Source organism: Actinocatenispora thailandica, from assembly GCF_016865425.1.
GTDB lineage: Bacteria > Actinomycetota > Actinomycetes > Mycobacteriales > Micromonosporaceae > Actinocatenispora > Actinocatenispora thailandica.
Genome location: NZ_AP023355.1, coordinates 3,195,285 through 3,215,634, shown reverse-complemented (window position 1 = coordinate 3,215,634; position 20,350 = coordinate 3,195,285). Strand labels below are relative to the sequence as shown.

The 20,350-nt window shown below is 73.0% G+C and carries 17 protein-coding genes; 13 read left to right on the top strand and 4 right to left on the bottom strand.

Going from position 1 to position 20,350, the window contains the following annotated elements:
- Positions 1–8 precede the first annotated feature (8 nt).
- The 6 genes from cydB (at position 9) to Athai_RS14240 (ending at position 5,724) form a co-directional block, all read left to right on the top strand.
- The gene (cydB, locus tag Athai_RS14265; protein WP_203961933.1) at positions 9–1,010 is read left to right on the top strand and encodes a cytochrome d ubiquinol oxidase subunit II; all 1,002 of its coding nucleotides are present in this window, start codon (positions 9–11) and stop codon (positions 1,008–1,010) included.
- Positions 1,007–2,635, top strand: coding sequence for a thiol reductant ABC exporter subunit CydD (cydD, locus tag Athai_RS14260; protein ID WP_203961932.1), 1,629 nt, complete (start codon positions 1,007–1,009; stop codon positions 2,633–2,635). Before cydB ends, cydD begins: the two co-directional genes overlap by 4 nt.
- Positions 2,632–4,371, top strand: coding sequence for a thiol reductant ABC exporter subunit CydC (gene cydC, locus Athai_RS14255; protein WP_203961931.1), 1,740 nt, complete (start codon positions 2,632–2,634; stop codon positions 4,369–4,371). The genes cydD and cydC overlap by 4 nt, the downstream gene beginning before the upstream one ends.
- Positions 4,368–4,709 carry a hypothetical protein gene (locus Athai_RS14250; protein ID WP_239156927.1) on the top strand — a complete coding sequence of 114 codons (342 nt, stop codon included), beginning with the start codon at positions 4,368–4,370 and terminating at the stop codon, positions 4,707–4,709. The genes cydC and Athai_RS14250 overlap by 4 nt, the downstream gene beginning before the upstream one ends.
- Positions 4,710–4,847: 138 nt before the next feature.
- Positions 4,848–5,303 carry a helix-turn-helix transcriptional regulator gene (locus tag Athai_RS14245; RefSeq protein ID WP_203961930.1) on the top strand — a complete coding sequence of 152 codons (456 nt, stop codon included), beginning with the start codon at positions 4,848–4,850 and terminating at the stop codon, positions 5,301–5,303.
- Positions 5,304–5,313: 10 nt separating this feature from the next.
- Positions 5,314–5,724: a VOC family protein gene (locus tag Athai_RS14240; RefSeq protein ID WP_203961929.1), complete on the top strand. Its 411-nt coding sequence runs from the start codon at positions 5,314–5,316 to the stop codon at positions 5,722–5,724.
- A 24-nt stretch (positions 5,725–5,748) separates the two neighbouring features.
- Here Athai_RS14240 and Athai_RS34800 read toward each other — a convergent pair whose 3' ends face one another.
- Entirely contained in the window at positions 5,749–8,520 is a 2,772-nt protein-coding gene (locus tag Athai_RS34800; protein WP_203961928.1) for an ATP-binding protein, read from the bottom strand.
- A gap of 116 nt (positions 8,521–8,636) precedes the next feature.
- On the opposite strand from Athai_RS34800, the gene Athai_RS14230 reads away from it, so the two are divergent.
- The 3 genes from Athai_RS14230 (at position 8,637) to Athai_RS14220 (ending at position 12,797) form a co-directional block, all read left to right on the top strand.
- Positions 8,637–9,902 carry an MFS transporter gene (locus tag Athai_RS14230; RefSeq protein ID WP_203961927.1) on the top strand — a complete coding sequence of 422 codons (1,266 nt, stop codon included), beginning with the start codon at positions 8,637–8,639 and terminating at the stop codon, positions 9,900–9,902.
- Between the two features lie 59 nt (positions 9,903–9,961).
- A complete protein-coding gene (locus Athai_RS14225) occupies positions 9,962–10,318 on the top strand; it encodes a VOC family protein (protein ID WP_203961926.1) in 357 nt (118 codons plus the stop codon).
- Between the two features lie 88 nt (positions 10,319–10,406).
- A complete protein-coding gene (locus Athai_RS14220; protein WP_203961925.1) occupies positions 10,407–12,797 on the top strand; it encodes an excinuclease ABC subunit UvrA in 2,391 nt (796 codons plus the stop codon).
- Between the two features lie 434 nt (positions 12,798–13,231).
- Here the strand turns inward: Athai_RS14220 and Athai_RS14215 are convergent, their stop codons facing one another.
- Complete coding sequence (locus Athai_RS14215; protein ID WP_203961924.1) at positions 13,232–13,747, bottom strand: GNAT family N-acetyltransferase; 516 nt, start codon at positions 13,745–13,747, stop codon at positions 13,232–13,234.
- A gap of 306 nt (positions 13,748–14,053) precedes the next feature.
- Entirely contained in the window at positions 14,054–14,539 is a 486-nt protein-coding gene (locus tag Athai_RS14210; RefSeq protein ID WP_203961923.1) for a MerR family transcriptional regulator, read from the bottom strand.
- A 133-nt stretch (positions 14,540–14,672) separates the two neighbouring features.
- Here Athai_RS14210 and Athai_RS14205 point away from each other — a divergent pair, with 133 nt between their 5' ends.
- From Athai_RS14205 to Athai_RS14190, 4 genes are all read left to right on the top strand, one after another.
- Positions 14,673–15,644: a tyrosine-type recombinase/integrase gene (locus Athai_RS14205; RefSeq protein WP_420829832.1), complete on the top strand. Its 972-nt coding sequence runs from the start codon at positions 14,673–14,675 to the stop codon at positions 15,642–15,644.
- A 330-nt stretch (positions 15,645–15,974) separates the two neighbouring features.
- The gene (locus Athai_RS14200; RefSeq protein ID WP_030446028.1) at positions 15,975–16,319 is read left to right on the top strand and encodes an RNA polymerase-binding protein RbpA; all 345 of its coding nucleotides are present in this window, start codon (positions 15,975–15,977) and stop codon (positions 16,317–16,319) included.
- 310 nt (positions 16,320–16,629) lie between these two features.
- Complete coding sequence (locus tag Athai_RS14195) at positions 16,630–17,316, top strand: SAM-dependent methyltransferase (protein WP_338028139.1); 687 nt, start codon at positions 16,630–16,632, stop codon at positions 17,314–17,316.
- 235 nt (positions 17,317–17,551) lie between these two features.
- A complete protein-coding gene (locus tag Athai_RS14190; RefSeq protein WP_203965685.1) occupies positions 17,552–19,420 on the top strand; it encodes an ABC transporter transmembrane domain-containing protein in 1,869 nt (622 codons plus the stop codon).
- A gap of 44 nt (positions 19,421–19,464) precedes the next feature.
- Here Athai_RS14190 and Athai_RS14185 read toward each other — a convergent pair whose 3' ends face one another.
- Positions 19,465–20,226, bottom strand: coding sequence for a dienelactone hydrolase family protein (locus Athai_RS14185; protein WP_203961922.1), 762 nt, complete (start codon positions 20,224–20,226; stop codon positions 19,465–19,467).
- Between the last annotated feature and the right edge of the window lie 124 nt (positions 20,227–20,350).

Here is a 20,350-nt window from a genome sequence, read left to right as displayed (position 1 = left end):
AGACTGCTGTGACCCTCACTCAACTCTGGTTCCTGATCATCGCCTTCCTCTGGCTGGGCTACTTCGTCCTGGAAGGCTTCGATTTCGGCGTCGGCATGCTGCTGCCGGTCGTCGGCCGCGACGAGACCGACCGGCGGGTGGCGATCAACACCATCGGGCCGGTCTGGGACGGCAACGAGGTGTGGCTGATCGTCGCCGGCGCGTCCATCTTCGCCGCGTTCCCGGAGTGGTACGCGACCCTGTTCTCCGGCTTCTACCTGCCGCTGCTGATCATCCTGCTGGCGCTGATCGCGCGCGGGGTGGCGTTCGAGTTCCGTGGCAAGCGCGACGACCCGCGCTGGCGGGCCCGGTGGGACTTCGCGATCATCGCCGGGTCGGCGTTGCCCGCGCTGCTGTGGGGCGTCGCGTTCGGCAACATCGTGCGCGGCATCCCGATGGACGCCCGGCACGAGTTCGTCGGCAACCTCGGCACCCTGCTCAACCCGTACGCGCTGCTGTTCGGGCTGACCACGCTGACCCTGTTCGGCACGCACGGGGCGATGTTCCTCGCGCTCAAGACGCACGGCCCGGTCCGGGACCGGGCCCGCCGGGTGGCGCTGCCGGTCGGGCTGGTCGCCGCCGTCGCCGCGGTCGCGTTCCTGGCCTGGACCCAGGTACGCACCGGCACCGTGCTGTCGGGGGTGGTCGCCGCCGGTGCCGCCGTCGCGCTGCTGGTCGGTCTCGCGGCGACCCGCCGCGGACGCGACGGCGTCGCGTTCGCCGGTACCGCGGCCGCGATCGGGCTCGCGGTGGTCAGCCTGTTCGCCGCGATCTACCCCGACGTGCTGCCGGCCACCGACCCGGCGCACAGCCTGACCATCCACAACGCGTCGAGCACCCCGTACACGCTGCGGGTGATGTCCTGGGTGGCGCTGGCGTTCACCCCGTTCGTGCTCGCCTACCAGACGTGGAGCTACTGGGTGTTCCGCCGCCGGCTCGGCCGCCACGACATCGCCCAGGCGGCGGAATGAGCGGGGTCGGGCCGCTGGATCCGCGGCTGATCCGGCACGCCCGCGCCACCGCCGCGCACCTGGCGGCCCTCGTGGCGCTGGGCGTGGCGACCGCGGCGACGGTCATCGCCGGCGCGCAACTGATCGCCGACACCCTCGCCGCGGTCGTGCACGGCGCCGCGCCGGGCAGCCTGACCCGCCCGCTGGCACTGCTGGCCGCGATCATCGCCGCCCGCGCCGCGATCGCCTGGGCGACCGAGGCCGAAGGCCACCACGCCGCCGCCCGGGTCAAGTCGGCGCTGCGCCGCAAGCTGCTCGCGCACACCGTGGCGCTGCCGCCCGCCGAGCGGCCCACCGCGACCGTCACCACCCTGGCCACCACCGGCATCGACGCGCTCGACGGGTACTTCGCCAAGTACCTGCCGCAGCTGGTGCTGGCCGTACTGGTACCCGGCGCGATCCTGCTCCGGCTGGCGTTCACCGACCCGGTCACCGCGGTGATCATCGTGGCGACGCTGCCGCTGATCCCGATCTTCATGATCCTCATCGGGCTGGCCACCAAGGCCGCCACCCGCCGCCGCTACACCGCGCTGACCCGCCTGTCACACCACTTCCTCGACGTCGTCGCCGGGCTGCCCACCCTCAAGGCGTTCGGCCGGGCCGGTCACCAGGCCCGCACCATCGCCGCCGTCACCGACTCGTACCGCCGCGCCACCATGCGCACGCTGCGCATCGCGTTCCTGTCCGCGCTGGTGCTGGAGCTGCTCGCCACCCTGTCGGTGGCGCTGGTGGCGGTCGGCATCGGCCTGCGACTGGTCGACGGGAACGTCGACCTGGCCGCCGCGCTGCTGGTACTGATCCTCGCCCCCGAGGCGTACCTGCCGCTGCGCGCGGTCGGCACCCACTTCCACGCCAGCGCCGACGGGCTGGCCGCAGCAGAGGAGGTCTTCCGGGTGCTCGACACCACCCCCCGCAGCACCGGCGGCGCCGCCCCGCCCGACCCCGTCACCGACATCCACCTCGCCGGGGTCACCGTCACCCACCCGGGCCGGCCCGTCGCCACCCCACCACCGGTCGACACCCACCTGCGGCCCGGCGAGCTGCTCGCACTGACCGGCCCGTCCGGTACCGGCAAGTCGACGCTGCTCGCCGTGCTGCTCGGGTTCACCGCGCCCACCGCCGGGCGGGTGCTGGTCAACGGGTACGACCTGGCCGGCTTCGACACCGACCAGTGGCGGCGGCGCATCGGCTGGGCCGCCCAGCAGCCCTACCTGCACCCGGGCACCCTCGCCGACAACATCCGGCTCGGCCGGCCCGACGCGCCCGACGTGTTCGTCGCCGCGGCCGCCCGCGACGCCTGCCTGGACCTGCCGCTGTCCACCCCGGTCGGCGAGCACGGCGCCGGGCTGTCGGCCGGGCAGCGCCGCCGCGTCGGCCTGGCCCGGGCGCTGCTGCGCGACACCCCGATCCTGCTGCTGGACGAGCCGACGGCCGGCCTGGACCCGGAGACCGAGGCGGCCGTCCTGGCGCGGCTACGAGCGCGCGCCGCCGCCGGACGCACCGTGCTGATCGCCAGCCATCGGCCCGGCGCGATCGCCGCCGCGGACCGGACGATCGCCCTCGCCGCCGCGCCGGTCGGCTCATGAGCGGGCCGCCCGGCCGACCTGGCGGTCGCCCCACGACCGGGGGGCTGCGCCGGGTGCTGCGCGCCGGCGGAACCGGCCGCGGCCGATTGCTGCTCGCCGGGGCCGCCGGCGTGGGGGCCAGCGGCGCCGCGGTCGGCCTGGGCGCCACCGCCGCCTGGCTGATCGCCCGCGCCGCCCAACACCCACCCGTGCTGTACCTGCTGGTCGCGATCGTGGCGGTCCGCGCGTTCGGGCTGTCTCGCGGGGTGCTGCGCTACGCCGAACGGCTCGCCTCGCACGACGCCGCACTGCGGGTACTCGCCCGGCTCCGGGTCGGCGTGTACCGGCGGCTCGCCGCGCTGTCGCCGGCCGGGCTGACCACCGACCGGTCCGGTGACCTGACCGCCCGGCTGGTCGGCGACATCGACGGCCTCGCCGACGTGTGGCTGCGGCTGCTGCTGCCCTACACCGTCGCCGGGCTGGTCGGGGCCGGCAGCGTCGCGCTGGTCGCAACCCTGCTGCCCGGCGCCGGTGCCGCCCTCGCCGCTACCCTGCTGATCGTCGCGGTCGCCGCGCCCGTCGTCGCCACCGGGCACAGCCGCCGCGCGCAGGCCCGCATCGCGCCACTGCGCGGCGCGCTGTCGGCCGGCGTGGTGGAGACCATCGAGGCGGCCGACGAGCTGACCGCGCACGGCGCCGCCGGCACCGCACTGACCCGCCTGGACGAACTGGACGCGGCGCTGACCCGGGCCGAGGCGCGCTCGGCGGCCGGCCACGGCATCGGCGCCGCGATCGCCACCGCCGCCGGCGGCGCCGCGGTCTGGGCCGGCCTCGCCCTCGGCGCACCCGCCGTCGCCGGCGGCACCCTCACCGGGGTCCTCGCCGTGGTCGTGGTGCTCACCCCGCTCGCCGTGCACGAGGCGTACGCGGCGCTGCCGGTCGCCGCCGCGCAGCTGCCGCGGCTGCGCGGCGCCGCCCGCCGGGTGTACGCGGTCGTCGACCGCGCCGACCCGGTCGCCGAACCCGAACACCCCGCCGCCGACCCCACCGGCCCGTACGACCTGCTGCTGCGCGACGTGCACGCGGGCTGGCCGGGCGGCCCCGACGTGCTGCGCGGGCTGGACCTGCGGGTACCCGCCGGGGCGCACATCGCGATCACCGGCGCCTCCGGCAGCGGCAAGTCCACCCTCGCCGCGGTGCTGCTGCGGTTCCTCGACGCGCGCGGCGAGCTGCGGCTGGCCGGTACCGCCCTGGCTGACCTGCCCGGCGACACGGTGCGCCGGCACATCGGCCTGTGCGCCCAGGACGTGCACCTGTTCGACACCAGCATCGCCGAGAACCTGCGCATCGCCCGCCCCGACGCTTCGCCCGACACGCTGCACGGCGCGCTGGCCGCGGCCCGGCTCGACCGGTTCGTCGACAGCCTGCCCGACGGGCTCGACACGTTCACCGGCGAGCACGGCCGGCAGCTGTCCGGCGGCCAACAGCAGCGCCTGGCGCTGGCCCGGGCGCTGCTGGCCGACGTCGACATCCTGATCTGCGACGAGGCCACCGAGCACCTCGACGAGGCCGCCGCCGGCGCGCTGACCCGGCACCTCCTGGCCGCCGCGGCCGGCCGTACCGTCGTGCTGCTCACCCACCGGCGCGCCGACCTGCACCTGTTCGACGCCGTCTACGAGCTGGTCGACGGCAGGCTGCGGCCGGACGGCGTGTCGGCCTCGCGGCAACCGCAGCCGGACCGTACTTTCGTCGTGTGACGCAAGCACTGCGCTGTGGCTGGTGCGGGGGAGAGCTACCCGCTGCCGGCAAACTCGGCCGCCCCCGCCGCTACTGCGGCCAACCCTGCCGGCAGCGCGCCTACGAACACCGCCACATCACCGCCCGCGCCGGGCTCGACGACGACGCCGTCGTGGTCAGCGCCCGCGAACTGCAGGACCTGCAGGACCGGCTGTTCGCGCTGCGCTGCGCCGTGGAAGACGTGCAGACCGCGCTCGCCGAGGACGCCACCCGGCCCGAACTGGCCGCCACCGTGCGCAACCTCACCGACTCGGTCGGCACTCTGGACCGCATCTGGGTGGCGCCTCGCAGCGGGTGAGCCCGAGCCCCCCACGCCGACCTCCGCCTCGAACCGGGCGAAAATCCTCCCCGCCGCCCCGCGCCAGCCGGTACGGGCCGTCAACTTCGGTGGCGGTGAACACCGCCCAGCGGCACCAGCGTGTGCGACGATGCCCGCGTGACCAGCAGATCCACCGACGACCCGACCCGCACGCGGCGGCTGGGGGACCTGGCCCGGCTGCGCCGGGTGCGAGACCGCATCGACCGGGACTACGCCCAGCCGCTGGACGTCGAGGCGCTGGCGCGCGGGGCGAACATGTCCGCCGGGCACCTCAGCCGCGAGTTTCGCGCCGCCTACGGTGAATCGCCCTACTCCTACCTGATGACCCGGCGGATCGAACGGGCCATGGCGCTGCTGCGGCGCGGCGACCTGAGCGTCACCGACGTCTGCTTCACCGTCGGCTGCTCGTCGCTGGGCACCTTCAGCACCCGATTCACCGAGCTGGTCGGTGTCTCACCCAGCATCTACCGGCGCCGCTACGCCGCCGCGACCGAAGGGATGCCCTCCTGCGTGGCCAGCCAGGTCACCCGCCCGGTCAGGAATCGAGAAGTACCGGCGTCGCCCCGCCGCTAGCGTGACCGGCATGGACATCACCATCTCCGAGGCGTTCCTGCCGCACGACGACCCGGACGCGGCGCTCGCGTTCTACCGCGACACGCTCGGCTTCGAGGTCCGCAACGACGTCGGCTACCAGGGCATGCACTGGATCACCGTCGGCCCCGCCGGGCAGCCCGGCACCTCCATCGTGCTGTACCCGCCGGCCGCCACCCCCGGCCTCACCGACGACGAGCGCCGCACCGTGGCGGAGATGATGGCCAAGGGCACCTTCATGATGATCAACCTGGCCACCCCCGACCTCGACAGCCTGTTCGAACGGCTCGCCGCCGCCGACGTCGAGATCGTGCAGGAACCCATCGAGCAGCCGTACGGGCGGCGCGACTGCGCGGTCCGCGACCCCGCGGGAAACCTGATCCGCATCAACGAACTGCGCTGACCCGGCCACCGCCGCGGCGCCCGGTCACGGCGCCGCCGGCACGACACCCAGCTCGCAGAGCTGCGCGGCACCCCGCGCCGCATCCTCGCCACCGGCAAGCAGCAGGCTGCGCGCCGCCTGGTACCGGCAGCCCGCCGCCGCCAACCGCGCCGAGGTGGCCCGCACCCGCGGTACATCGCCGCGCAGCAGTGCCCCGGCCCGCGCCACGATCGCCTCCGCCGCCGGATTGCCCGCCACCACCCGCCCCGCCGCCGCCACCCGGTCGCCGGCGTCGGCACAGCCGGCCAGCACGGCCGCCTCGGCACGCAACCCCACGTACCAGTGCAGCCACAGCCAGGTCACCCAGCGCCACACCCGATCGGGTTCGGGCGCCAGCCGGTCCACCGCCGCCCCGGCCCGCCCCCGATGCAGCAGCAGCATCGCGTCGAACACCGCCCCGTACCCGAAACGCCGGGCCGGCGTGCCACCCAGCCGATCCAGTACCGCCCGCCAGTCCCGCTCGGCGTCCCGATCGCCGCGCAGGCCGTGCACCATCGCCACACCCGCCACCGCCGCACCGAGCCCGGCCTGCGGCGGGCTACCAGCCCGCCGCCACCCGTCGCGGAACCGGACGCTGGCCGCCACGACCTCGTCGACCTCCACGGCCAACGACTCGACCAGCAACAGCCGATGCGTGGCCCGATGCCCGTCCTCGGCCAGCAGCGGATGCGCCGCGAGCCGCCGGGCGTACCCCCGCGCGGCCGGCAGATCACCCACCCCCAGGCTCGCCTCCGCGGCCTCACCCAGCGCGTCGATCAGCTCGTGCTCGGCGGCCGGGCTACCGGACGCGCCGGTGAACAGGGCGATCCGGCGGCGGGCCGTACCGGCTGCCGCGAACGGCGCGCCGTCCCAGCTCTGCGCGCTCAGCAGCGCCTCCAGCGCGGCGGAGGTGGCGACCGGATCGCCGGTACCGGCGGCCAACTCGACCGCCCGCTCCGCGCCGGCCAACGCCTCCGGCACCGCGATGGTCGCCGGACCGTCCGCGCCGCCGAACGCATCGGCCAACACGCCCGCCTCGGCCAACGCCACCGCCGCGCGGGCGGCCGGGTCGGAGCCGGCAGCCGCCCGCGCGGCGTCGATCAGGGCGACCACCTGCGCCCGTGCCGGGACGCGGACGAACGTGCCGGTGAACCGGTACGCGTCCGCCGCCGCGCTCGCCGCATCGACCGCCGCAGCGGCGGCGTCGCCGGCCGACCGGGCGGCCTCGGCCGCGGCCAACCGCAGCCGGTACCCGTCATCGCCGCGCATCCGGCAGCCGGCCACCGCCGCCGCGCACCGCAACGCCGCAGCACGATCCGCCGCCGCATCGGCCAGGCCGGCCGCCTGCTCGAACAACTGCTGCGACTCGCCGACCAGGTTGCGCGCGAAACTGAGCCCCGCCAGCTGCCGCGCCAGCCGGTACGCCGGCCCCCGCCGCCCCGGCCGCCGCCCGGCCCAGACCAGCGCGGCGCGCAGCTCGTCGACCACCGCATCGAACCGGGCCCGCCAGCCCGGCCCGACCACCCGCAGCTCATCGGCGCAGTCCAGGCACCAGTCGAGATGCCGGTCCCGCGCCTCGGCCAGCCCACCGACCTCGGCCAGCCGGTGCACCCCGTACTGGCGGATGCTCGCCAACGCCTGATACCCGGTGCCGCCCGCCACGCTCGTCACCTGCAGCAGGCTCTGCTCGGCCAACCGGCCCAACCCATCCGCGACCAGCCCGACCGGATCACCGGTCACCCGCGCCGCCGCCGCGGCAGTGAACGGCGCCACGAACACCGACACCCGGTGCAGCAGCCGCCGATCGTCGGGCGTCAACAGCGCATGGCTCCAGTCCAGCGCGGCGCGCACCGAAACGTGCCGGGACACCGCACGATCCCCACCGGCCAGCAACCGCAGCTGGTCCGACAACCCCGCCGTCAAACCATCCAACCCGAGCGTCGGCCACCGCGCGGCCGCCAACTCGATCGCCAACGCCACCCCATCCAGCCGGGCACACAGCGACGCGATCGGCTCGGCCAGCTCCGGCCCCGGCCGCCGACCCGCCGCCGCGGCCCGCGCCACGAACAACGCCACCGCCTCCGAGCCGGCCCCACCGGCCAACGACAGCGGCGGCACCACGTACACCTGCTCGAACGGTACCGTCAGCCGAGCCCGGCTGGTCGCCAGCACCGTCACCCGCGGGCAGGCACCCAGCAGCCGCTCCACGAACGACGCGACCCCGCCCCGCACCTGCTCACAGTTGTCCAACACCAGCAGCAGCCGCCGATCGGCCAGATCCGCCAACACCGACTCGACCATCCCCGCACCCGGCCGCTCACCGATCCCCACCGCATCGGCCACCGCCGCCGCCACCATGCCCGGCTCGGTCACCGGCACCAGATCGACGAACCGGACCCCGTCGCCGTACTCACCCGCCAGCTGCCCGGCAACCGCCAACGCCAACCGGGTCTTACCCACCCCACCCGGGCCGACCGCCGTCACCTGCCGATGCCCGGTGACCAACGCGGCGAGCTGCGCCCGCTCCCGGCCACGACCCACCAACGAGGTCAACGGCGCCGGCAACGGCGCACCGGACCGGCCGGCCGCACCCGCACCCGGCGCCACCCGCGCCAGCGCCCGCCGGTCCGCCACGCCCAGCTTGCGCAACAGCGACGAGACGTGACTTTCCACCGTCCGTACCGAAATGACCAGCCGGGCGGCGATCTCGGCATTGCTCAGATGCTCCCCGAGCAGCCGCAGAACCTCCGCCTCCCGCGCCGACACCGCCGTACCCACCGGCCCATTCTCCCGTACCGCCCACCACGATCCGTACCCGAATCCGTGGTCAGCACGGAGGCGCAGCACCCCACCCGGCGGCGATCCTGGCAGCACCCGACCACCAGGAGACACCGATGACCCTGCCCCGACCGCGCCGCGTCGTCCCCGCCGCGTACCGGCCGGTGCTGGCCACCCCACCAGTACGGCGGCTACTCACCGGCTTCGCCGTCTCCTACCTCGGGGACGGGATGAGCTTCGTCGCCGTCGCCTGGCTCGCCCTCACCCTCGCCCCACCGGCCAGCGCCGGACTGTGGGTCGGCGGCGCCGTCGCCGCCTACACCCTGCCCGGCGTCGCCGGCGCACTGCTCGGCAGGCGCCTGCGCCGGCTACCCGCCCGCCGCCTGCTACTCGCCGACACCACCCTGCGCGCCGGGTTCCTCGGCCTGATCCCGCTCACCTGGCTGACCGGGCAACTCACCCTGCCGCTGTACGCGACCCTGCTCGCCGCCTCCGCACTGCTGCACGCCTGGGGCAGCGCCGGCACCTACACCCTGCTCGCCGAACTGCTCCCCGCCGACCAACGGCTCGCCGCCAACACCCTGGTCAGCTCACTCAACTTCGCCGCCACCATCGCCGGCCCCGCCCTCGCCGGGCTGCTCGTCACCCACCTGCACCCCGCACTGGTCCTCGGCCTCGACGCCGCCAGCTACCTGGCGCTCGCCGCCACCGTGCTGCGCACCCACCCGGCCGGCGCCGCCGCACCCGAACCCGCCGCCACCGCAAACCGGACACGACTGCTGCGCAGCCACCCCCAACTGCTCGGGCTGCTCGCCCTCACCTGGCTGTTCAACCTGCTCTACGGCCCCGTCGAAGTCGCCCTGCCGCTACACGTCACCGCCGACCTGCACGCCTCCGGCGCACTGCTCGGCAGCTACTGGATGCTGTTCGGCATCGGCGCGCTGCTCGGCGGCCTCACCGTCGGCACCCTGCGCCGGCTGCCACTGTGGCCCACCACCCTGGCCATCATGCTCGGCTGGGGACTGACCCTGCTGCCGTTCGCCCTCGACCTGCCCGCCGCCGCCACCCTCGCCTGCTTCACCCTCGGCGGCGCCATCTACGGCCCGTTCGTACCGCTGTCGGTCACCCTCATACAGCAGACCGCACCACCACAGCACCTGGCCACCATGCTCGCCGCCCGCAGCGCCGTCCTGCTCACCGCCGCACCCCTCGGCACCGCCCTCGGCGGCCCGCTGACCACCGCCCTCGGCCCCGCCGACACCCTCGCCGCGTCCGGCCTCGCCACCATCACCCTCGCCACCACCGCAGGTGCGATCCTGCTCACCCGACGACACCGGCAGCCGATCAGGAATCGAGAAGCCCTCCCCGCCACCCACACGTAGCGTCACCAACAGGCAGCCAACCGGCCGCCGACCAGCAACGACAACCGGAGGAAACCACCATGAGCGACACCAGCACCGACGGCATCAAGACCGTCCTGCACCCGGTGACCGACCTCGCCGCCGCCACCAAGGTCTACGCCGCGCTGCTCGGCACCACACCCACCGCCGAAGCGCCCTACTACGTCGGCTTCGACACCAACGGCCAGCACATCGGGCTGGTCCCCAACGGCGCCCAGCAGGGCATGACCGGCCCCGTCGCCTACTGGCACGTACCCGACATCGAAGCCAAGATCGCCGAAGTCACCGCCGCCGGCGCCACCCTCGCCGAAGCCGCCCACGACGTCGGCGGCGGCCGGCTGGTCGCCACCGTCACCGACCCCGACGGCAACGTCCTCGGCCTGCTCCAGGACCGCTGACCGGGGCAAGATGGTACGGCCGCCGGCGGCACACCGCCGCCGGCGCACCGGCCGGGCACCACCGACCGCACAGCCACAGGGGGAGACGATGCACACCGCCACCAGGACCGACCCGCCGCCGCCCGCGCAGCACACAGCCGACAGCCACGACCGGATCCGGGTACACGGAGCGCGCGTCAACAACCTGCGCAACGTCGACATCGAGCTCCCGAAACGACGCCTCACCGCCTTCACCGGCATCTCCGGCTCCGGCAAGAGCTCCCTGGTGTTCGGCACCATCGCCGCCGAATCCCAACGGATGATCAACGAAACCTACAGCGCGTTCATCCAGGGCTTCATGCCCACCCTGGCCCGCCCCGACGTCGACGTCCTCGACGGGCTGACCACCGCCATCATCGTCGACCAGGAACGCATGGGCGCCGACCCGCGCTCCACCGTCGGTACCGCCACCGACGCCAACGCCATGCTGCGCATCCTGTTCAGCCGCTTCGCCACCCCGCACATCGGCTCACCCCAGGCGTTCTCCTTCAACGTCGCCTCCATCTCCGGCGCCGGCGCCGTCACCGTCGAACGCTCCGGCCAGAAGATCAAGGAACGCCGCAGCTTCAGCATCACCGGCGGCATGTGCCCGCGCTGCGAGGGTCGCGGCTCGGTCACCGACATCGACCTCACCCAGCTGTACGACGAGAACAAGTCGCTCGCCGACGGCGCCCTGACCATCCCCGGCTACAAGGCCGGCGGCTGGAACCACCGCCTCTACGCCGCCTCCGGCCTCGTCGACCCGGACAAACCGATCCGCAGGTACACCAAGAAACAACTGCACGACCTGCTCTACCGGGAACCCACCCGGATGAAGATCGAAGGCATCAACATGACCTACGAAGGACTCGTCCTTCGGGTCCAGAAATCGATGCTCGCCAAGGACCCCGAGGCGATGCAACCGCACATCCGGGCCTTCGTCGACCGCGCCGTCACGTTCGCCACCTGCCCCGACTGCCACGGTACCCGGCTGTCCGAACTCGCCCGATCCGCCACCATCGACGGCATCAGCATCGCCGACGCCTGCGCCATGCAGATCTCCGACCTCGCCGGCTGGGTACGCCAACTCCACGAACCGACCGCCGCGCCCCTGCTCACCGCGCTGGGGGAGACCCTCGACTCGTTCGTCGAGATCGGCCTCGGCTACCTGTCGCTGGACCGGCCCGCCGGCACCCTGTCCGGCGGCGAAGCCCAACGCACCAAGATGATCCGACACCTCGGCTCGTCACTCACCGACGTCACCTACGTCTTCGACGAACCCACCATCGGACTGCACCCGCACGACATCCAACGGATGAACACCCTGCTGCTCCGACTGCGCGACAAGGGAAACACCGTCCTGGTCGTCGAACACAAGCCGGAAACGATCGCCATCGCCGACCACGTCGTCGACCTCGGCCCCGGCGCCGGCACCGACGGCGGCACCATCTGCTTCACCGGTACCGTCGCCGAGCTGCGGGCCAGCGACACCGTCACCGGCCGCCACCTCGACGACCGCGCCAGCCTCAAACCGTCCGTACGCACCGCCACCGGCGCCCTGGCCATCCGCGACGCGCGCGCCCACAACCTGCAGGGCGTCGACGTCGACATCCCGCTCGGTGTCCTCGTCGCGGTCACCGGCGTCGCCGGCTCCGGCAAGAGCTCACTGATCGACGGTTCGGTCTCCGGCCGCGACGGCGTCGTCACCATCGACCAGGGCGCCATCAAGGGCTCCCGGCGCAGCAACCCCGCCACCTACACCGGCCTGCTCGACCCGATCCGCAAGGCATTCGCCGCTGCCAACGGTGTCAAACCCGCCCTGTTCAGCGCCAACTCCGAGGGCGCCTGCCCCACCTGCAACGGCGCCGGCGTCGTCTACACCGACCTGGCCATGATGGCCGGGGTGGCCACCACCTGCGAGGAGTGCGACGGGAAACGGTTCCAGGCCGCCGTACTCGACTACCACCTCGGCGACCGGGACATCAGCGAGGTGCTCGCCATGTCGGTCACCGAGGCCGAGCGATTCTTCGCCACCGGCGACTCCCGGGTACCCGCGGCGCACCGGATCCTCGGCCACCTGGTCGACGTCGGTCTCGGTTACCTGCGCATCGGCCAACCGCTGCCCACGCTGTCCGGTGGGGAGCGGCAGCGGCTCAAGCTCGCCACCCACCTCGGCGAGCAGGGTGGCATCTTCGTCCTGGACGAACCCACCACCGGGCTGCACCTCGCCGACGTCGAACAGCTGCTCGGGCTGCTCGACCGGCTGGTCGACTCGGGCAAGTCGGTGATCGTCATCGAGCACCACCAGGCGGTCATGGCGCACGCGGACTGGATCATCGACCTGGGGCCCGGCGCCGGCCACGACGGTGGCCGCGTCGTGTTCGAGGGCACGCCGGCCGATCTCGTCGCCGACGGCAGCACCCTGACCGGCCAGCACCTGGCGAGCTACGTCGGCGCCTGACCGCGTTCGGGTGATACGTCCTGTTTGATGAGGGGGAGTGGCCCGGGACCCAGGGGAGCGCCACCACGCAGCCGCGGGCCACTCCTGATCCATTCATGCCGCGCGGACGATACGTGATCGCACCCTTGGTGGCCTGGCGCGCGGCCGATGGTCGAGAGCGACGTGGCGACGGATGGCCGGCGCGACAGAGCCGCCCGAAGCCGACGCTGCAAGCCGGACTCGAACTGCACCTGACGGATTCGAGGAGACGCTCCGCCGTCCCTGTCGCTTCCCCGCTCGATCAAGTAAGCCGATAATCGACATTATGTCAACCTGAGAAGGGACCGGCCCAGAAGGGGCTTCCCCAGCGCGGGTATTTCAGGAACACACCGCGGCGCGAATCAGGTCGTCGGCTGACGTAGCTCGCGGCGGGGTCCGGTCCATGCGGCCGGAGGCTAGCGAAGCGTTCCAGTCGTAGCGACCGGATTGTCGCGGCGCATGCACAGCCGCGGCCAGCGGTCCAGCCCGTGCTCGGCCTCGGCGCGACGGACCCGGCGCAGCCCCGGCGTCTCCTCCGCAGCGGGCAGGTCGCGGAAGCCGAGGCGCCGGTAGTACGGCGCGTTGAACGGCACGTCGCGGAAGGTCGTCAGGGTCAGCGCCGGGAAGTCGACGGCGCCGGCGGTGTCGATCAGTTGCCGGCCGATGCCCTGGCCGGCATGGTCCGGCCGCACCGAGACCTGCTCGATGTGCAGATTGCCGTCGATGGGTTCGGCGACCAGGTAGGCCACCGGCTCCGGGTCGGTTGCCACCCAGGCGTACCCGCTGGCGCGGTACCGCTCCAGTTCCTCGATGGTGAACGGTTCGTCGGCGGCGACCTCCGGCATCCCGATCGCGGCGAACAGCTCACCGGCGGCGCGTTCGATGTCACCCAGCAGCGGCAGGTCGGCGGCGCGCACGGGTCGGATCAGCATCCTCTGCTCCCCTGGGATGTTCGGGACCGGTGTCCGTGCCGGCCCGCCCGGAGGGTAGCGACGTCCTGCCCGGTGCGGCGACCGGATTCGACGATGTCGTTTTCTTGCTGGCATCTCTCTGTGGGATACCTGTTTTGTGCGCATAATAACGCTTATGTGCGAAATGGCGCAGGCGTGGCTGAACCCCCCATCGTTGCCGCGTTCGGACACGCTCGGTGGGTCTGGTCGCCGGTCGGGTCCCGGACGAGGTCGCTCTCTCGTTCGAGGCGGGCGTCGGTTCGGTGAGCGCACTGGGCGGGCGCTCCCCTACCCCTCCGCTGCGGCGTCGTCCGCGGTCGGCGGCGCGGTGCAGGCGACCGGTCCCCCGCCGGCCGCCCCGGCGCGGTGCGGGTTCCACAGCGTGTCGGCGGTACCCGCGGTGAGGTGCCGCTCGTACGCGCCGATCTTGTATCGGGTCAGCTCCAGCGCGCGGGTCAGCTCGGCGAGCTGACCGAGCACCCGGGCCTCGTGCTCGCGGAGCAGTTCGAGGCGTTGCGCCTCGTTGCCGTCGCCGTCGCGGACCAGCTCGGTGTAGCGGCGGATCTGGTCGACCGGCATGCCGGAGGAACGCAGGCTGACACAGATGGTCAGCCACTCCAGGTCGGCCTCGGTGTAGACGCGCCGCCCGCCCTGCCGGTGTACCGGGGTGGGCAGCAGTTCCTGCCGCTCGTAGAAGCGCAGTGCGTGCACGCTGAGTCCGGTGCGCTCGGCGACCTGGCCGATGCTGAGTCCGGCGGTGTGCTGTCCGGTCATGCCGTCGATGCTAAGGCGTCGCGGGTGGTACCTCCGGTCGGCCATTCGCCGGCCGGTCCCCCGGTGCCTCGGGCGGGCCGCCGGGGTTTGTGTCGTAGCCTCCGGCGACGATGATCATGTGACGGTGACGAGCGTGGCGGCGGCGGTGGAGACGTTCTTCGTGGCGCGGGCGCCGCGCAAGGACTCGCCGCACACGACGGCCGCGTACCGGCGGGATCTGGCGGCGGTGTCGGCGATCGTGGCGGAGCAGCTGGGTCGGGCGCCGGTGGTGTCGGATCTGTCGGCGCCGGTGTTGCGGGCGGCGTTCGCGGTGTTCGCGGCGGATCGGGCGGCGTCGTCGGTGGGGCGGGCGTGGTCGGTGTGGCGCACCTTCTGCGAGTTCCTGGTGGCCGAGGAGTTGCTGCCGGGCAACCCGATGTCGGGGGTGGCGCGTCCGCGGCGGCCGGAGCGGGTGCCGAAGCCGTTGCAGGGCGACGGTACGCCGGAGGAGTTGTTGTCGGCGGTGGCGGCCGGGGCGCGGCGCGCCAGGGACCCGTGGCCGGAGCGGGATCTGGCGGTGTTGGCGGTGTTGTTGCTGACCGGGGTGCGGTCGGCGGAGTTGTTGGCGTTGCGGGTGTCGTCGTTGTCGGGTCGTTCGGGTGAGCGGCGGTTGGCGGTGGCGGGCAAGGGCGGCCGGTTCCGGTACGTGCCGGTCGAGGAGCCGCTGGATGTGTTGTTGTCGGCGTATCTGGCGTCGCGTCGTTCGCGGTTGGGTGCCCGGTCGGTGGTTTCGGCGGCGCCGTTGTTCGTGGCGGGTTCGGGTGCCGGGTTGACCCGCAGTCAGCTGCGGTATCTGGTGGAGCAGTGTTACCGGTACGCCGGGGTGCGGGATCGGGTGCAGCGGGGTGCGCTGGTGCACGCGTTGCGGCACACGTTCGCGACGCGGCTGGCCGAGGATGGTGCCTCGATCACGGAGATCGCCCGGTTGTTGGGGCACGCGTCGGTGGTGACCAGTGAGTGGTACATCGCGTCGACGGCGGTGGCGCAGCGGGAGGCGGCGCGGGCGAACCGGACGTATCGTGCGGTGGAGCGGTTGTCGGCGGATGTGGGTGGTGCGCGGGGCTGATCGGTCGTCCGGGTGGCGGTGTCCCGGGCCGCGGCGTCGCCGGTGGTGCTGGTCACGTACTGTGGGCGCGGCTTGGGGTCGGTCGGGCTGGTCGTCCGGTTCGGCGGGGCTCGGGTGGCCGGTGGTGTGCGGGTGGGTACCGCCGGTGGCGGTGTGGTTGGTGGGAAGCGACACCGTTGTGGCCGCTGGCCGGTCATAGTGTCACTCTGGAAGGGTTACTCGTGCGTGGTGGGCCCCGGCTGGGTGGGGGTGCCGGCGGGCGGGAATCATTCGACGTCCCCGGTCGTTTCGATCGGTGGATTGCAACTACCTCGGAGGGAAGAGCCGACCATGGGCGAGCGGATGTTGCGCGGCAGCCGCCTGGGAGCCGTCAGCTACGAGTCTGACCGCAACACCGAGCTGGCGCCGAGGCAGAACCGTGACTACGTCTGCGCCAGGAACCATCGGTTCACGGTGCCGTTCGCGGTGGATGCCGAGATCCCGATGACGTGGGAGTGCAAGTTCGACGGCACGGTGGCGAAGCTGGTCGACGGCGAGGAGCCGGAGCAGAAGAAGCAGAAGCCGCCGCGTACGCACTGGGACATGCTGTTGGAGCGGCGCAGTGTGGGCGAGCTGGAGGACATTCTGGCGGAGCGGTTGCAGGAGCTGCGGGCCCGGCGGGGTCGTACGGCCTGAGGGTTTGATCTGACGCGGTGTCGAGGCGGCGTATCCGGTCGGTCCGGGTGCGCCGCTTCGTCGTGTCCGGTGGTTGTGGCCGCCCGGTGCGGGCGATAACGGGTCGCTGCTGGTGGTGCGGGCGGCTAGCGTCGGCGGGTCGGGGACGCTACGACGGGTGGGGTGAGATGGATGGCTGTCGGGGTCGTTGCGGTGCCGGTGGTGCCGCAGTTGGTGGCCTGTTTCGTTTCATCTGAGGTGAGGAATCCTCGACGTGGATCTGTCCCGTAGGTTTCATATTCGCGAGAGCAGTCACCGCATTCACAACCCGTTGACCGAGGAGCAGCTGGCCACGTTGGGTCGGGTGTTGCGGTTGGCGCCGGGCAGTCGGCTGGTGGATCTGGCGAGTGGTTCGGGTGAGCTGTTGTGTACCTGGGCGCGTGATCATGGGATCACCGGTACCGGGGTGGACATCAGTACGGTGTTCACCGCGGCGGCGCGTGGGCGTGCGGTGGAGTTGGGCGTGGCCGATCGGGTGCGGTTCGTGCACGGTGACGCCGCGGGGTACGTGGCGGCCGAGCCGGTGCAGGTGGCGTGTTGTCTGGGGGCCACCTGGATCGGTGGCGGCTTCGACGGCACCGTCGGGCTGTTGCGTCGCAGTCTGGCGGCGGACGGCGTGATCGTGGTGGGTGAGCCGTACTGGCGGCGCGCGCCGGATGCGGAGTCGGTGGCCGGTTGTGGGGTGGGTTCCGACGACGAGTTCGGGAGCCTGCCTGAGCTGCTGCGGCGTGTCGGTGGGCTCGGGTACGACGTGGTCGAGTTGGTCGTGGCCGATCAGGAGGGCTGGGACCGGTACGAGGCGGCGCAGTGGCGCAACGTGCGTGACTGGTTGGTCGGGCATCCGAACGACGAGTTGGCGCCGGAGATGCGCGCGGAGTTGTCCGCGGCCCCGGAGCGTTATGCCCGCTACCGGCGGGAGTATCTGGGCTGGGCGGTGCTGGCGATGATGCCGCGCTGAGGTGGTTCCGGGCGGCACCGTGGTCTGCGGCGGTGCCGGCCGGCCGCGCGGCGTGCGGTGTGGATGGGTCCGTCGCGGCACTGACCGGTTCTGTCAGTGCCGCGTGGTGTGGTGTGGGGGCCGCGGCTCGTCCGGGTCGGGTTGACTTGAAGTTCACATCAGGTTTTAGTGTTGCGCGGTCCGGTCGGAATGCCCGGCCGCGAGCAGTGCGAGGCAAGGAGCCCCCACGGTGAGCATGGAATCGACCGCCTGGAGCCAGCTGTACCACGTGCGGCACCAGCAGCAGGCCCGCCCGTTCTCGGCGGCGACGCTGCGCCGGGTGCTCGCGTTCGCCCGGCCGCACCGGCGGCGGGTGTTCGCGTACCTGGTGCTCAGCGTGGTCACCGCGATCACCGCGGTGTTGACGCCGATCCTGGCCGGCCGGGTGGTGGACGCGATCGTGGGGCACGCGTCGAGCCGGCTGGTGGTGGGGTTGGCGCTGGCGATCGCGGCGATCGCGATCGCCGAGGCCGGTGTCGGCATCGTGTCCCGGCTGCTGTCGGCGCGCATCGGTGAGGGGCTGATCCTGGACCTGCGCACCACGGTGTACGACCACGTGCAGCGGATGCCGATCGCGTTCTTCACCCGCACCCGGACCGGTGCGCTGGTGAGCCGGCTCAACAACGACGTGCTCGGCGCGCAGCGGGCGTTCTCCGACACGCTGTCCGGGGTGGTCAGCAACATCGTCACGCTGATCCTGACCCTGGTGGTGATGCTCACGCTGTCCTGGCAGGTCACCGTGCTGGCGCTGGTGTTGCTGCCGATCTTCGTGCTGCCGGCGCGGCGGATGGGTCGGCGGATCGCGCAGTTGGGGCGGGAGGCGGCCGACCACAACGCGGTGATGAGCAACCAGATGACGGAGCGTTTCTCCGCGCCGGGCGCCACTCTGGTGAAGCTGTTCGGCCGGCCGGACCGGGAGTCGGCCGAGTTCGCCAGCCGGGCCCGCCGGGTCCGTGACATCGGGGTGCGTACCGCGATGGTGCAGTGGGTGTTCGTGGCGGCGTTGACGCTGGTGTCGGCGCTGGCGCTGGCCCTGGTGTACGGGGTGGGTGGGGTGCTGGCGCTGGCCGGGACGCTGCCGGCCGGTGCGGTGGTCTCGCTGGCGCTGCTGCTGACCCGGCTGTACGCGCCGCTGACTTCGCTGGCGTCCGCCCGGATCGAGGTGATGAGCGCGCTGGTCAGCTTCGAGCGGGTGTTCGAGGTGCTGGACCTCGAGCCGTTGATCGCCGAGCCGGCGGCGCCGAGCGAGTTGCCGGACGGGCCGGTGTCGGTGGAGTACGACCATGTGGAGTTCGGCTACCCGGCGGCCGACAAGGTGTCGCTGGCCTCGTTGGAGGAGGTCGCCCGGCTCGACGAGCGCGGTGGTGAGACGGTGCTGCACGACGTGTCGTTCACCGCCGAGCCGGGGCAGCTGGTCGCGCTGGTCGGCTCGTCGGGCGCCGGCAAGTCGACGCTCGCCTCGCTGCTCCCCCGGCTGTACGACACCGACGGCGGGGCGATCCGGCTGTCCGGCGTGGACGTGCGGGAGTTGTCGTTTCGCACCATCCGCGGTGCGGTCGGCATGGTCACCCAGGACGGCCACCTGTTCCACGAGTCGGTACGGGAGAACCTGCTGCTGGCGGCGCCGGAGGCGACCGAGGCCGAGCTGTGGGACGCGCTGCGCCGGGCCCGGCTCGACGAGCTGATCGTCTCGCTGCCGGATGGGCTCGACACCGTGGTCGGGGAACGCGGCTACCGGCTGTCGGGTGGGGAACGGCAGCGGTTGACGATCGCCCGGCTGCTGCTGGCCAAGCCGCGGGTGGTGATCCTGGACGAGGCGACCGCGCACCTGGACTCCACTTCGGAGGCGGCCGTGCAGGAGGCGCTGGGTGAGGCGCTGGCCGGCCGTACCGCGATCGTGATCGCGCACCGGCTGTCCACCATCCGTGCCGCCGACGTGATCCTGGTGGTCGAGGACGGCCGGATCGTCGAGCGCGGCAACCACGCCGAGCTGCTGGCCGCCGACGGCCGGTACGCGCAGCTGCACGCCACCCAGTTCGCCGACGCCGCCGAACCGGCCGCCTGAGCCGACCGCCGGTGCCCCGGCTCAGCGCCGGGGCACCGGTCACCTCACGCCGGCGTGCCCAGGTGACGGGGCAGGAACCGGTCGTCGACTCCGACCCATCGGACCCTGCGGTGGTCGCCCGGCTTGGCGTGCAGTGTCTTGTCGGTCGAGGCGAACGCGTCGAACAGTTCGATGCAGGACTGCCGGTCGACGTACTCGTCGTCCCACGGCAGCAGGAACTGCACCGGCACGGTGATCCGGCGCGCCGCGTCGAGCTGCTGCTGGTACACGAAGAAGCCGCCGCCGAGGATCGCGGCGCGGATGCGTGGTTCGGCGGCGGTCAGTGGGATCCCGATCGCGGTACCCAGTGAGATGCCGCCGCCGTACCCGACGGGTGCGTCGGCGCCGATCTCGGGCAGCTGCTGCAGGGCGTCCAGGGTCGCCTGCCACTCCGGTACCGCCTGCTGTGCCAGGCGGCGGGCGTAGCGGACGCTGACCGATTCGAAGCCGGCGGCGTCGCCGGCCGTCACGGCCTCCCGCATCTGGGTGCGGGCCTGCTCGTCGTCCGCGCTGCGCGGGCGCTCGCCGTGGCCGGGTGCGTCGATCGCGGCCACCGTGTAGCCGTGCGCGGTGACCAGGCCGCGGGCCCGGGCCGCCTGTGCCGGGGTCTTGCGGTGCAGGCCGCCGCCGTGCCCCATCAGTACCAGCGGCGCGTGCGCCGGGCCGGCCACCGGCGACCACAGGACGCCGGGGATCTCACCGATCAGGAAGTCGCGCTCGATCACACCGTCCGCGACGGTTTCGGTGGTGAAGCGAACAGAATGCATGGTTTGGTGCCTTTCGCCGGGTGCCGTGATGTCGAGGCTCCCCGGGCGAGTTCCACCTCAGCCGCGCGACCGTGACGACGAGGGGAGCACCCACTTCGATCGAACGTTCACGGGTCTCACCTCC

What these genes read in the sequence shown, in the direction of transcription:
- cydC (WP_203961931.1), top strand. Translation starts at nt 2,632, where the DNA reads ATGAGCGGGCCGCCCGGCCGACCTGGCGGTCGCCCCACGACCGGGGGG.
- Athai_RS14230 (WP_203961927.1), top strand. Translation starts at nt 8,637, where the DNA reads ATGACCCTGCCCCGACCGCGCCGCGTCGTCCCCGCCGCGTACCGGCCG.
- cydD (WP_203961932.1), top strand. Translation starts at nt 1,007, where the DNA reads ATGAGCGGGGTCGGGCCGCTGGATCCGCGGCTGATCCGGCACGCCCGC.
- Athai_RS14215 (WP_203961924.1), bottom strand. Translation starts at nt 13,747, where the DNA reads ATGCTGATCCGACCCGTGCGCGCCGCCGACCTGCCGCTGCTGGGTGAC.
- Athai_RS14240 (WP_203961929.1), top strand. Translation starts at nt 5,314, where the DNA reads ATGGACATCACCATCTCCGAGGCGTTCCTGCCGCACGACGACCCGGAC.
- Athai_RS14185 (WP_203961922.1), bottom strand. Translation starts at nt 20,226, where the DNA reads ATGCATTCTGTTCGCTTCACCACCGAAACCGTCGCGGACGGTGTGATC.
- Athai_RS14190 (WP_203965685.1), top strand. Translation starts at nt 17,552, where the DNA reads ATGGAATCGACCGCCTGGAGCCAGCTGTACCACGTGCGGCACCAGCAG.
- Athai_RS14200 (WP_030446028.1), top strand. Translation starts at nt 15,975, where the DNA reads ATGGGCGAGCGGATGTTGCGCGGCAGCCGCCTGGGAGCCGTCAGCTAC.
- Athai_RS14220 (WP_203961925.1), top strand. Translation starts at nt 10,407, where the DNA reads ATGCACACCGCCACCAGGACCGACCCGCCGCCGCCCGCGCAGCACACA.
- Athai_RS14210 (WP_203961923.1), bottom strand. Translation starts at nt 14,539, where the DNA reads ATGACCGGACAGCACACCGCCGGACTCAGCATCGGCCAGGTCGCCGAG.
- Athai_RS14225 (WP_203961926.1), top strand. Translation starts at nt 9,962, where the DNA reads ATGAGCGACACCAGCACCGACGGCATCAAGACCGTCCTGCACCCGGTG.